Raw genomic sequence first — 13,147 nt, 5'->3', positions numbered from 1 at the left:
GGAGGGCGGCGCGGACGCGGGCGGCCCGTCCGCCGGAGCCCCGGCCGTACCGCTCGCGGCCCGCGCGGGGCACACTGGTGCGGACGGCGACGGAGCCGCGGGGAGCGGGTGGCACGTGGAGCGGACGGTCGTGCTGCTGCGCGGGATCAACGTCGGGCGGGCGAAGCAGGTGCCCATGGCGGACCTGACCGCGGCCCTCGAGGGCCTCGGGTACCGGGGCGTCCGGACGCACCTGCGCAGCGGCAACGCGGTGGTGGACCACGACCGGCCTCCCGGACGGGGGGCGGCGGTCGCGATCGAGGACGCCGTGCGGCTCGCCACCGGCGTCACCGCCGACGTGCACCTGGTCGCCGCCGACGACTTCCGGCGGATCGCCGCGGGCATCCCGTTCGCGGGGATCGCGGACGATCCCTCCCGGCTCATCGTGTCGTTCCTCGACCGGCCGCAGCGGCCGTCGCCGCCCGCGCCGCCCGCCGACGAGATCGCCCCCGACCTCGTCGAGGTCGCGCCGGACGCCGTCTACTCCTGGCACCCCGACGGCGTCTCCCGGTCGCGGGTGCCCGCGTCCTTCTGGCGGGGGCTGGGAGTGTCCGTCACGGCGCGGAACGCCCGCACGGTGGCCGCGCTGGTGGCGCTCCTCGATGCGTGACGACCCCGTCCGGGACCGCGCCCCCCGCACGGGGGTGGCGTCCAGAGAGCCGTCATGGCCCCCGCGGGCATCGCGGGCGCGGTGGCCTCCTCACGGCGCGGACCTAGGGATAGGTTCGTGGACGTGAGCAGATTCGCGGAGCGCTGGAAGTCCCACATCCTGGAGACGTTCTCCGCGGACTCCGAGGGCCGGCCCCAGTGGATCCAGGACCTGGAGCAGGGCGAGGACGAGGGCTGGTTCGGCCCCGGGTCCGCCGTCTGGGCCGTGCACGGCGGCATGCCGTCGCTCGTCGCCGGGATCCGCGCCCTCCTCATGCAGACGCTCCACCCCGGCGCCATGGCGGGCGTGCACGACTGGTCGCGCTACCGGGAGGACCCGCTCGGCCGGCTCGCCGGCACGGTCCGCTGGGTGGTGACCACCTCGTTCGGCGACCGCGACACGGCGGTCGACGTCAGCCGCCGCGTCCGCGGGTACCACCGCAAGGTGCAGGGCACCTTCGTCGACGGGCGCGGCGTCGAGCGCCCCTACAGCGCCAACGACCCCGACCTCCTGTCCTGGGTCCACATCGTCTTCACCGACGCCTTCCTCAGCACGCACCTGCAGTGGGGGCCCCCGATCCCCGGCGGTCCCGACCGGTACGTCGCCGAGTGGGCCAAGGCCGGCGAGCTGATGGGCGTCGAGGCGCCGCCGCGCTCCCACGCGGAGCTGCACGCGCAGATCGACGCCTTCCACGACCAGGGCCTCCTCCGTGCCGACGAGCGCACCCGGGAGACGATCTCGTTCCTCCGCGAGCCGCCTCTGCGCGCCTCGATGCTCCCGGCCTACCGGGTCCTCTTCGCCGGCGCCGTGGCGTCGCTGGAACCGCGCTACCGGGAGCTCCTCGGCCTCGACCGGGCGTCGTTCGGCCCCTTCCCGCTGCCGGCCCTCGCCTCGACCCGCGTGATGCTCGGCGTCGCCGGGCGGGTCATGGGAGAGCAGTCCACCAGCCACGAGGCCGCCCTGAAGCGCATCGCGCGGCTCGCCGACGAGCCCGCGACCTCCGGCTCGGCCCCCGCCGACCCGCATCCGGGTCGGGGCGACGACGCGGGCCACCGGGAGCGGCCCGCGGCCTGAGCGGCCCGCGCTCCGCGAGGCCCGCGCGGCGTCGGATGTCGGAGGGCACGGCTAGCGTGGACACGACATGAGCAGGCAGGACGGATCGACCCGGCGCACGTCCGACGCGAGCGCGGACGACTCCGAGGCCACCATCCTGCACGTCGACATGGACGCCTTCTTCGCGGCCGTCGAGCTGCTCGACCGCCCCGAGCTGCGGGGCACGCCCGTCATCGTCGGCGGGTCCTCCGGTCGCGGCGTGGTCACGAGCGCCACGTACGAGGCCCGGCGGTTCGGCGTCCGGTCCGCCATGCCCATGGCGCAGGCCCTCCGGCTCTGCCCCCAGGCGACCGTCATCGGCGGGCACATGGAGAAGTACGCGCACTGGTCGAAGGTCGTCATGGGCATCTTCCGCGACGTCACGCCGCTCGTCGAGCCGCTCAGCATCGACGAGGCGTTCCTCGACGTCGCGGGCGCCCGGGGGCTGTTCGGCCCGCCCGCCGAGATCGGCGCGATGATCCGACGCCGCGTGCACGCGGAGACGGGCCTCACCTGCTCCGTCGGCGCGGCGTCCACCAAGTTCGTCGCCAAGCTCGCGAGCACGCGCTGCAAGCCCGACGGGCTGCTGGTCGTCCCCGCGGCAGAGACGCTGCCGTTCCTCCACGCGCTGCCCGTCGGCGCGCTCTGGGGCGTCGGGAGGACGACGGAGGAGGCGCTCGTGCGGCGGGGTCTCCGCACCGTCGCGGACATCGCCGACACGCCCCTGCCCGCCCTGCAGTCGATGCTCGGCGAGTCCGCCGGCGCCCGCCTGCACGACCTCTCCTGGGGCCGCGACCCCCGCCGCGTGAGCACGCACCGCGAGGAGAAGAGCATGGGCCACGAGAACACGTTCCACGACGACGTGACCGACCCGGAGATCGTTCGGCGGGAGCTCCTCGGGCAGGCCACGCGCGTCGCCGAGCGACTGCGGAGGGCCGGCCTCACCGCGCGCACCGTCTCGCTCAAGCTCCGGTACTCCGACTTCCGCACCATCACGCGCTCGCGCACGCTGTCCGAGCCCACGGACGTGGCCCGGCGCATCTACGACGAGATCCGTGACGTGTACGAGCAGGTCGCCCGGCCGGGGGACAGGGTCCGCCTCGTGGGGGTGCGCGCCGAGCAGCTCGACGACGCCGACAGCCGCCCCGTGGCGCTGTGGGACGTCGACGAGGGCTGGCGCGAGGCCGAGCGCACGGTCGACCAGGCCGCCCAGCGCTTCGGCCGCGGGGCCATCGGGCCGGCGTCGCTGCTCCGCCGTCCCGGGTCGAGGGGCGCGACGGTGTCGGATCCTCGCACCGAGGCGGCCGCCCGCGGTACCCTCCCGGGACACCCGCCCGACTGACGAGGACCACGATGACCGATCCCGCCGCTCCCGTTCCCGACGACCGATCCGCATCCGCCCCGCGCACGGGGCACGTCGAGCCCGAGACGGCGCTGCCGGACGTGCCCGCGCCTGCACCGGGGCCTCAGCCCCCGGCCGTGCGACCGGCACCCGCGCCGGACGGCTCGGCGTCGGCACCCGCGCCGTCCGGTTCGGCACCCGCGCCGTACGGATCGGCACCCGCGCCGTACGGCCTGGCGCCGGCACCGGTGCCTCCCGCCCCCGCGTACGCGGCCTGGGGCCAACCGGTCTACGCGGCCGCGCCGCCGAAGGGCCTCAGCGTCGCGTCGATGGTCATCGGCCTGGTCTCGGTCGTCTTCTTCTGGACGTTCCTCTGCCCCATCGTGGGCCTCGTCCTCGGCATCGTGGGCATCCGACGGGAGCCGGCCGGACGCGGGTTCGCGGTCGCGGGCCTGATCCTCAACGGCATCCTGCTGCTGATCCCCGTGGTCGTGCTCGTGTTCCTGCTGGCCGCCGGCGCCGCGGTCTTCGGCGCCGCGGCGACGTCCGGCGGCTGACGTCCGCGGCCGGACGTCCCTCGCGAGGCCGCATCTGCGGCGTGACCCCGGACGCCGTCCGGCGGCATTGCCCGGACTGCGGGGCGCTAGGGCCGGCCCATGCCCCGGTAGCGCCAGCCCGCCGCGCGCCACGCGATCGGGTCGAGGCAGTTGCGGCCGTCGACGATGACCGGCGTCGACACGATGGCCTTGAGCTCCGCCGGGTCGATGGCGCGGTACTGCTTCCACTCGGTGAGCAGCATGACGACGTCGGCGTCGCGTGCCGCCTCCTGCCACGTGTCGACGTAGGTGAGCTCCGGGAACCGGCGGCGTGAGTTCTCGTTCGCGTAGGGGTCCGTCGCGAGCACGCGGGCGCCCTGCAGCTGGAGCTGCGCGGAGATGCTGAGCGCCGGCGAGTCGCGCACGTCGTCCGACTCGGGCTTGAAGGCGAGGCCGAGCACGGCCACGTTGCGGCCGAGCAGGGATCCGCCGCAGACCTCGCGGGCGACGTCGACGGCGCGCACGCGGCGGCGCATGTTGATGGAGTCCACCTCGCGCAGGAACGTCAGCGCCTGGTCGGCGCCGAGCTCGCCCGCGCGGGCCATGAACGCCCGGATGTCCTTCGGGAGGCAGCCGCCGCCGAAGCCGATGCCGGCGTTGAGGAAGCGGCGTCCGATGCGGTCGTCGTAGCCGATCGCGTCCGCGAGCTGCGTCACGTCGGCGCCGGTGGCCTCGCAGACCTCGGCCATGGCGTTGATGAAGGAGATCTTCGTGGCGAGGAACGCGTTGGCGGACACCTTCACCAGCTCCGCCGTCTCGTAGTCGGTCGTGACCCGCGCGGTGCCGGTGCCGAGCGCCGTCGCGTACACCTCGTCGAGCGCCGCGCGGGCGGTCTCGCCGGCCTCGCCCGCGGGGAGGCCGTAGACGAAGCGGTCGGGGGTGAGCGTGTCCTCGATGGCGAAGCCCTCGCGCAGGAACTCGGGGTTCCACATGAGGATCGCGCCGGGCACGCGCTCCTGCACGCGCTCGGCCAGACGGCGCGCGGTGCCGACGGGCACGGTGGACTTGCCCGCGATGACGTCGCCCTCGGCGAGGTGGGGGAGCAGCGCGTCGATCGCCGCGTCGACGTACGTGAGGTCCGCCGCGTTCTCCCCGCGTCGCTGGGGCGTCCCGACGGCGACGAAGTGCACGCGTGCGCCGGCGGCCTCGGCGATGTCGGTCGTGAAGCGGAGGCGGCCCGTGGCGAGCTGCTCGGTGAGCAGCTCCGGCAGCCCGGGCTCGAAGAACGGCGCGACGCCGGACTGGAGCGCGGCGACCTTGGCGGCGTCCACGTCGACCGCGACGACCTCGTGGCCCAGGCGGCTCATGCTCGCCGCGTGGACGGCTCCGAGGTAGCCGCAGCCGATGACAGATATGCGCACGGGAAGTCCATTTCGTCGAAGGGGGATGCCGCATACCGACGCGCGGGAACATCGTCGGCGTGCCCCCCAGCCCCGGCCAGCTCGAACCTAGCATGCAGGGAGAGGTCGTCCGGGCGCGCGCCGACGCGTCCGGACGCGGGGAGGTGGCGCGGCATCGGCCGCCCCTCCTCCCCGCGGCGATCAGGCGAGCAGCGCCTCCGAGGAGTCCGCCACCGGGCCGAGGATCGCGGCCGTGCGCGCCGGCAGGACCACCTCGTCGTCGCCGAGGGCGACGCCGGGCGCCGTCGCGAGCAGCAGCGCGGGCCGCTCGCCCACCACGGGCACGCGGCGCTCCTCGTCGGAGAGGTTCACCACGATGGAGAGCTCGCCGCGGTCCATGACGAGCAGTCGCGCCTCCTCGTGCACCTCGACCTCGACCTCGGCGAACCGGGGGTCGGTGAGGTCGGGGTGCGCCCGGCGGAGGCGGATGAGCTCGCTGTAGAGCGCGAACAGGCGCGCGTGGCGCGAGTCGGCCGCCTCCGTCCCGTAGAGCTCGGCCCAGTCGAGCTTCGAGTCCTCGAACGTCGAGGGGTCCTGCGGGTTCGGCACGACGGACTCGTCCCAGCCCATCTTCGCGAACTCCTCGATGCGGCCCTTCGCGGTCGCCTCGCCGAGGTCGTGCTCCGGGTGCGACGTGAAGAACTGCCACGGGGTGGTGGCGCCCCACTCCTCGCCCATGAAGAGCATGGGCGTGAAGGGCGACGTGAGCGTGAGCACCGCGGCCAGCGCCAGTCCGCCCTCGTCGAGCGTCGCCGTGAGTCGGTCGCCCGTGGCGCGGTTGCCGATCTGGTCGTGGTTCTGGTTCGCGACCACGAGGCGGTGCGTCGGGATCCGCTCGGTGTCGAGCGGCCGCCCGTGGACGCGGCCCCGGAACGACGACCACGTGCCGTCGTGGAAGAACCCGCGCGTGAGCACCTTGGCGAGGGCGCCCAGGGAGGCGAAGTCCTCGTAGTAGCCGGTCGTCTCGCCCGTGAGCGCCACGTGGACCGCGTGGTGGAAGTCGTCGCTCCACTGCGCGTCGAGGCCGTAGCCGTGCGCCTCGCGCGAGGTGATCAGCTTCGGGTCGTTGAGGTCGGACTCCGCGATGAGTGTGAGCGGCCGCCCGACGTGCGCCGCCAGGACGTCGACCTGCACCGCGAGCTCCTCGAGGAGGTGCGTCGCGGTGTGGTCCACGAGCGCGTGCACCGCGTCGAGGCGCAGCGCGTCCACGTGGTAGTCGCCGAGCCACATCAGCGCGTTGTCGATGATGTACTCGCGGACGGGACCGGAGTCCTCGCCGTCGAGGTTGAGGCTGGACCCCCAGGTGTTGGCCGAGGCCTCGTGCAGGTACGGGCCGAACTCGGGCAGGTAGTTGCCCGAGGGGCCGAGGTGGTTGTAGACCACGTCCTGGACCACGCCCAGACCGCGGGCGTGGCACGCGTCGACGAACCGCTGGTAGGCCTCGGGGCCGCCGTACGTCTCCTGGACGGCGTACCAGAGCACCCCGTCGTAGCCCCAGTTGTGCGTGCCGTTGAAGCCGTTGACCGGGAGGACCTCCACGAGGTCCACGCCGAGCGCGACGAGGTGGTCGAGCCGGTCGATGGCGGAGTCGAGCGTGCCCTCGGGCGTGAACGTCCCGATGTGCATCTCGTAGATGACGGCCCCGGCGAGGCGGCGGCCGGTCCACGCCTGGTCCGTCCACGCGAAGGTCGAGGGGTCGTAGGTGCGCGAGCGTCCGTGGACGCCGTCCGGCTGGCGTCGCGAGCGGGGGTCCGGCACGGCGGTGTCGGCGTCGTCCACGAGGTAGCCGTAGTCGAGGTCGCCGGAGGGCAGGGCCTCGGCGCGCTCGGCGTCGAGGGTCCACCACCCGTCGCCCACGGGGGAGAGCGGCAGGCGCTCGTCGCCCACGGACAGGGCGAGGGTGCGGGCCTTCGGGGCCCAGATGTCGAAGCGGTCGTCGGTCATGCTCAGCTCCCGGAGGTGAGGTCGGCGGCGGTGGATGCGGGCGCGAGGATCGCGACGGGGTAGTCGGCGAGGAGCGCCGCGACGGAGACGCGACCGCCCTGCAGGCGGCGTCCGCTGACGTGGTCGACGAGGTCGCCCTCCGGCAGCGCGAGCGCGGTCGCGCCCCACCCGCCGCCGGTCTCGAGTCCCACGGGGAGGCGGGTCGCGACGGTGATCGCGCCGCCGCGGTCGAACGCGATGACGTGGGCCGCGGCGTCGCCCGTCGCGTGCAGGGGCTCGTAGCCCGAGAAGAGCTCCGGGTGGTCGCGTCGGAGGCGCAGCGCGCGGGCCGTGACGAGGAGCTTGGCGGCCCCCGTCTCGTCGATCGCGGGCTCGGCGCCCGCGAGGACCGCGTCGAGGGCGGCGCGGCGCATGCCGAAGTCGACCTCGCGGCGGTTGTCCGGGTCCACGAGGCTCGTCTCCCACAGCTCGCTGCCCTGGTACACGTCGGGCATGCCCGGGGCCGTCAGCTGGATCGCCTTCGCCGCCAGCGCGTTCGACCAGCCGGGGCCGGACAGCCGGTCGTAGAGGCCGGCCACGACGCTGCGGGCGCGCGGGTCGTCGAAGGCCGAGTCGACGAGCGCGTGCATGCGCTCCTCGAAGGCCTCGTCCGGCGCGGTCCACATGGTGGAGTCGCCCGCCTCGCGGGACGCCTTCTCGGCGTACGCGTGCAGGCGCTCGCGGGAGGCGGGCCAGGTGCCGACGAGGGTCTGCCACAGCAGGTTCTCGAACGGCCCGTCACCGGTCGGCGCGACCTCGCGGAGCTGCTCGAGGGCCTCGCGCCAGGCCTCGGGCGCCTCGGACAGCACGTCGATCCGGGCGCGGACGTCCTCGCCGCGCTTCGTGTCGTGCGTGGACAGCGTGGTCATGGCGTGCGGCGCGATGCGGTGCCGCTCCTGCTGGCGTGCGTGGAAGTCGTCGACGCCGATCGCGAAGATCGACGGGTCGGCGCCGACCTCGTTGAGGGACACGAGGCGGGAGTAGCGGTAGAACGCGGTGTCCTCGACGCCCTTCGCCATGACCATGCCGCTCGTCTGCTGGAAGCGCTGGGCGACGGCCGTGGCGGGGTCCGAGAGCTGCGGCATGAGCGCGTCGATGGTGCCGGCGAGGTCGGGTCGACTGGCGCGGGCGGCGTCGGCCGCCTGCTCCAGGTGCGCGAGGCCGCCGGGGAGGTAGCTGCGGTAGACGGGGAAGGTGGCGAGCAGCTCCGCGATCGCGTCGGCGGCGTCCGCGGGGGCGTCCTCCACGAGGCGCTCGAGGCGGAGCACCTCGCTCCGGAGGATCCCGTCGGCGATGCCGCGCTTGGTCCCGCGGATCATGTCGGCCCAGCTGACGACCTCGCCTTGGGGGAGGCCGCGGAGCGACGCGTCGAGGTGGTCGAGCTCGACCTGGCCGTCGGGGTCGACGAGCACGCGGTCGATCTCGGCCAGCGCGTCGTAGCCCGTCGTTCCGGCGGTCGCCCAGTCGGTGGGGAGCGCCTCGCCGGGCTCGAGGATCTTCTCGACGAGAACGTAGGCGCCGTCGGTGATGCGCGCGAGGTCGTCCAGGTACGCCTTGGGGTCGAGCAGGCCGTCCGGGTGGTCGACGCGCAGGCCGTCGGCGAGCCCCTCCCGGAACCAGCGGGAGATCTCCGCGTGCGACTCCTCGAACACGTGCGGCAGCTCGACGCGGATCCCGGCGAGCGTGTTGACCGCGAAGAAGCGGCGGTAGTTGAGCTCGGCGTCCGCGCGGCGCCAGTTGACCAGCTCGTAGGACTGGCGCGCGTGCACGGTCCGCGCGTCCGCGTCGTCCTCGGCGGTGCCGGGGGCCACGGGGTAGCGGGTGTCGTAGTAGCGCAGCTCCACGGTGCCGTCGTCGCCGCGGACGAGCGTGAGGCGGTCGAGCTCGTCGTCGCCGTCCCCGAGGACGGGGATGCGGACCTTGCCGCCGCCGAAGTCCCAGTCCACGTCGAACGCGTCCGCGTAGCGGCTCGCGGTGCCGTGCGTGAGCAGGTCCCACCACCAGAGGCTCTCGACGGGGGTGGCGACGCCGACGTGGTTCGGGACGATGTCGACGAGCACGCCGAGGCCGAGCTCGTGCGCGCGGGCCGCCACGGCCGCCATGCCCGCCGCGCCGCCGCGCGCAGGGTCGACCTGCGAGTGGTCGACGACGTCGTAGCCGTGGTCGGATCCGGGCTCCGCCGTGAGGATGGGGCTCAGGTACACCCAGTCCGCCCCGAGGTCCTTCACGTACTGCAGCTGGTCGGCGACCGCGGCGAGGTCGAAGGACTCCCGCACCTGGAACCGGTAGGTGGAGATGGGGGTTCTCAACTGATGTCGCTCCTTGGTTCTGCGGCGGGCCGGTCGGCCTGCGCGTGGGTGAGGACGGCGAGGCTCGCCGCGACCGAGTGGTCGGGCTCCACCTCGGGCTCCGTGTAGGCACGGAGCACCACGAGGGCCTTGGCCTGCACATCGACGACGCTACTCGCGCGGAGGGCCGTCGAGTCGGCTCCGACGCCCGCGGTGTCGATCACGGTCTCCCAGGCGTCCGCGTACTCGTCCGACGGGAGCGTGAACGCGACGGGGGCGTCGTGGGCGTTGAAGTAGAGCAGGAAGTGCGTGTCGTAGATGTCCTCGCCACGGCGGTCGCGCCCGCGGATCCCGTTGCCGTTGAGGAACATCCCGATGGCGCGGAGGCCGGACCCCCAGTCGTCGTCCGACATGGGCGTCGCGTCGGCGTCGAGCCACACGATGTCGGGCAGCGGCTCGCCCTCGCCGCGACGCACGGGACGCCCGTCGAAGAAGCGCCCGCGGCGGAAGGTCGGGTGCTCCTTGCGGAGCCGCACGACCGACGCCGTGAACTCCGCGAGCGGCTGGTCGGCCTGGTCCCAGTGCACCCAGCTGATCTCGTTGTCCTGCGCGTACGTGTTGTTGTTGCCCTGCTGGGTGCGGCCGAGCTCGTCGCCGTGCAGGATCATCGGCACGCCCTGCGACAGGATCATCGTCGCGAGCATGTTGCGCTGCTGTCGGCCCCGCAGCGTGAGGACGGCCGGGTCGTCCGTCGGCCCCTCGACGCCCATGTTCCAGGAGCGGTTGTGGCTCTCGCCGTCGGCGTTGCCCTCCCCGTTGGCCTCGTTGTGCTTCTCGTCGTAGCTGACGAGGTCGGCGATCGTGAAGCCGTCGTGCGCGGTGATGAAGTTGATGGACGCGACCGGTCGGCGGCCCGAGTGCTCGTACAGGTCAGCGGATCCCGTGATGCGGGCGGCGAACTCCCCGAGCGAGGAGGCCTCGCCGCGCCAGAAGTCGCGCACGGTGTCGCGGTACTTGCCGTTCCACTCGGTCCACTGCGGCGGGAAGTTGCCCACCTGGTATCCGCCGGGGCCCACGTCCCAGGGCTCGGCGATGAGCTTGACCTGCGACACCACCGGGTCCTGCTGCACGAGCTCGAAGAAGGTGGCGAGCTTGTCGACGTCGTAGAACTCGCGGGCGAGGGCCGAGGCCAGGTCGAAGCGGAAGCCGTCGACGTGCATCTCGGTGACCCAGTAGCGCAGCGAGTCCATGATCAGCTGCAGCGAGTGCGGGTGCCGGACGTTCAGGGAGTTGCCGGTGCCCGTGTAGTCCATGTAGTAGGTCGGGTCGTCCTCCATGAGCCGGTAGTAGGCCTGGTTGTCGATGCCCTTGAAGGAGAGGGTGGGCCCGAGGTGGTTGCCCTCGGCCGTGTGGTTGTAGACGACGTCCAGGATGACCTCGATCCCCGCCGCGTGCAGCGCGCGCACCATGGACTTGAACTCCTGCACCTGCTGCCCGAGCTCGCCGGTGGACGAGTAGGCGTTGTGCGGGGCGAAGAACCCGATGGTGTTGTAGCCCCAGTAGTTCCGGAGCCCCTTCTCGAGCAGGGTGTTGTCCTGCACGAACTGGTGCACGGGCATCAGCTCGATCGCGGTGATGCCGAGGTGCTGCAGGTGGTCGATGACGGCGGGGTGCGCGATGCCGGCGTAGGTGCCGCGCAGCTCCTCGGGCACCCGCGGGTTCAGCTGCGTGAGGCCCTTGACGTGCGCCTCGTAGACGACGGACTCGCTGTAGGGCGTGCGGGGCAGGCGGTCGCCGTCCCAGTCGAAGAACGGGTTGACCACGACGCCGAGCATCATGTGCGGGCCCGAGTCCTCGTCGTTGCGGCTGTCCGGGTCGCCGAACTCGTAGGCGAACAGCGACGGGTGCCAGTCGAACTCGCCGCAGGTGGCCTTCGCGTACGGGTCGAGGAGGAGCTTCGCCGGGTTCGAGCGGTGGCCGGCCTCCGGCTCGTACGGCGCGGTGACGCGGTAGCCGTAGCGCTGTCCCGGCTGCACGTGCGGGAGGTAGCAGTGCCAGACGTGCGCGTCGACCTCGGTGACGTCCACGCGGGTCTCGGTGCCGTCCTCGTCGACGAGGCACAGCTGCACCGCCTCGGCGACCTCGCTGAAGAGCGCGAAGTTGGTGCCGCTCCCGTCGAAGGTCGCGCCGAGCGGATAGGGGTTTCCGGGCCAGGTGTGCAAGTGGTCCTCCAGTTGGGTCGACTCGTCCGCCGACGGCGCGCGGGGGCGCGATCCGTCGGGGGCGGGGCAGGCGGTGGATCCGCATCGGCCGCAGCGGCGGGGAGGGCCGGATGCGACGCAGCGACGCACCAGGGGCGAGGGTACCGTGAGGACCCGGATCGACCCGCATCCCGCGCGTCCCGCGGGGTACGGTGGGACGCATGACCAACCTCGTCGCACAGCTCGCAGAGAACGTGAAGAACGCCGGAGTGGGGACGGTCTACGGCGACCCCCTCGACATCGACGGCTCGACCATCGTGCCCGTGGCATTCGCCTGGTACGGCTTCGGCGGGGGCAGCGACCTCCCCGACTCCGACGGCAACGTCGCCGGCGGCGGCGGTGGCGGCGGCGCCACCTGGCCGCTCGGCGCCTACATCGCCACCGACGGCGAGGTCCGCTTCCAGCCGAACGTCATCGCGCTGCTCGCCGTGGCCACCCCCGTCATCTGGATCTCCGGCAAGGTCCTGGTCAAGCTCATCAAGACGCTGAAGTAGCCGACCGCACGACCACCGCGGAGCGCGGGTGCCCTCGGGTGCCCGCGCTCCCGTGCGTCCAGCCCCGCGCGGCCCGGTCCGCGCGGCCCGGTCCGCGCCCGGCGGACGGTGCCGCCGCGACGGGTCGCGCGGGCGCTATGCTCGGCGGGAACACGGGAGTCCGGTGAGCCGGGCTGAGAGGAAGATCCCCAATCTTCGACCGTCGAACCTGATCTGGATCATGCCAGCGCAGGGAGGTTTCCTTTCTCTACCCGTGCCCTCTCCCTCCACCTAGAAGGGCACGACAGTGACCGCATCATCCCCGACCACCGCACCCGCCTCCGCCTCCCCGGCCGACGGGACCCGCGCTCCCCGCTCGGGCCTCCGCTCCCGATGGCGCGTCATCGACATCGTCGTGGCCAGCGTCCTCGGCGTGGCCTCCGGGCTCGTCTTCGTCCTCTGGAACACGGCCTCCGTGCCGATCGGCGGCTTCTTCGAGCCCCTCCTCCCGGGCCTGCAGGCGCTCGCGGGAGGCGGCTGGCTGTTCGCCGGGGTCCTCACGGGCATCGTGATCCGGAAGCCCGGCGCCGCCCTCTACGGCGAGCTGCTCGCGGCGTTCGTCTCCATGCTGGTCGGCAACGTGTGGGGCGTCGGCACCCTGCTGTCCGGCCTCACCCAGGGCCTCGGCGCCGAGCTCGTCCTCCTCGTCTTCCTGTACGCGAACTGGCGCGCCTACGTGGCCGTCCTCGCCGGCATGGGCGCGGGGCTGGCCATGGCGATCACCGACCTCATCACCTACTACCCGGGCTCGTCGGCCGTGTTCGCCACGGTCTACACGGTCGCGGCGCTGGTCTCCGGCGCGGTCGTCGCGGGTCTCCTCTCGTGGCTGGTCGCCCGCGCGCTCGCGCGCACGGGCGCGCTCTCGCGCTTCGCCTCGGGCCGCGACACCGCGGCCCGCGTCTGACCGTGCGGCGGCCGGTCCGGGGACCCTCGGCATCCCGCGTCCCCCGGGCGGACGCGGTGC

The 13,147-nt window shown here is 73.4% G+C and carries 10 protein-coding genes and 1 riboswitch; of the genes, 6 read left to right on the top strand and 4 right to left on the bottom strand.

Annotated elements, in window-relative coordinates:
* The 4 genes from Q6969_RS07055 to Q6969_RS07040 form a co-directional block, all read left to right on the top strand.
* Positions 1-649: DUF1697 domain-containing protein (locus Q6969_RS07055; RefSeq protein WP_317229798.1), on the top strand; the 649-nt coding region annotated here is incomplete at its 5' end.
* A gap of 117 nt (positions 650-766) precedes the next feature.
* The gene (locus Q6969_RS07050; protein WP_317229797.1) at positions 767-1,762 is read left to right on the top strand and encodes an oxygenase MpaB family protein; all 996 of its coding nucleotides are present in this window, start codon (positions 767-769) and stop codon (positions 1,760-1,762) included.
* 67 nt (positions 1,763-1,829) lie between these two features.
* Positions 1,830-3,122 (top strand): DNA polymerase IV, encoded by a 1,293-nt coding sequence (locus Q6969_RS07045; protein WP_317229796.1) that lies wholly within the window; start codon positions 1,830-1,832, stop codon positions 3,120-3,122.
* Between the two features lie 248 nt (positions 3,123-3,370).
* A complete protein-coding gene (locus tag Q6969_RS07040; protein ID WP_317229795.1) occupies positions 3,371-3,679 on the top strand; it encodes a DUF4190 domain-containing protein in 309 nt (102 codons plus the stop codon).
* 86 nt (positions 3,680-3,765) lie between these two features.
* On the opposite strand, the gene Q6969_RS07035 is transcribed toward Q6969_RS07040, so the two are convergent.
* From Q6969_RS07035 to glgX, 4 genes are all read right to left on the bottom strand, one after another.
* Entirely contained in the window at positions 3,766-5,079 is a 1,314-nt protein-coding gene (locus tag Q6969_RS07035; RefSeq protein WP_317229794.1) for a UDP-glucose/GDP-mannose dehydrogenase family protein, read from the bottom strand.
* A 180-nt stretch (positions 5,080-5,259) separates the two neighbouring features.
* On the bottom strand, positions 5,260-7,062 hold the full coding sequence (gene treZ / locus Q6969_RS07030; RefSeq protein ID WP_317229793.1) for a malto-oligosyltrehalose trehalohydrolase: 1,803 nt from the start codon (positions 7,060-7,062) through the stop codon (positions 5,260-5,262).
* Positions 7,063-7,064: 2 nt separating this feature from the next.
* Positions 7,065-9,410 carry a malto-oligosyltrehalose synthase gene (treY, locus tag Q6969_RS07025; RefSeq protein WP_317229792.1) on the bottom strand — a complete coding sequence of 782 codons (2,346 nt, stop codon included), beginning with the start codon at positions 9,408-9,410 and terminating at the stop codon, positions 7,065-7,067.
* Positions 9,407-11,611 carry a glycogen debranching protein GlgX gene (gene glgX, locus Q6969_RS07020; RefSeq protein WP_317229791.1) on the bottom strand — a complete coding sequence of 735 codons (2,205 nt, stop codon included), beginning with the start codon at positions 11,609-11,611 and terminating at the stop codon, positions 9,407-9,409. Before glgX ends, treY begins: the two co-directional genes overlap by 4 nt.
* Before the next feature lie 200 nt (positions 11,612-11,811).
* Between glgX and Q6969_RS07015 the strand changes: the two genes are divergently transcribed.
* Entirely contained in the window at positions 11,812-12,144 is a 333-nt protein-coding gene (locus tag Q6969_RS07015; protein WP_317229790.1) for a hypothetical protein, read from the top strand.
* 142 nt (positions 12,145-12,286) lie between these two features.
* A riboswitch (TPP riboswitch) is annotated at positions 12,287-12,397 on the top strand.
* 33 nt (positions 12,398-12,430) lie between these two features.
* Positions 12,431-13,087: an ECF transporter S component gene (locus tag Q6969_RS07010; protein ID WP_317229789.1), complete on the top strand. Its 657-nt coding sequence runs from the start codon at positions 12,431-12,433 to the stop codon at positions 13,085-13,087.
* Positions 13,088-13,147: the final 60 nt, after the last annotated feature.

The organism is Clavibacter sp. MX14-G9D, assembly GCF_032917815.1.
GTDB classification, from domain to species: Bacteria; Actinomycetota; Actinomycetes; order Actinomycetales; family Microbacteriaceae; genus Clavibacter; species Clavibacter michiganensis_K.
This window is presented reverse-complemented; position numbering and strand designations above follow the sequence as displayed.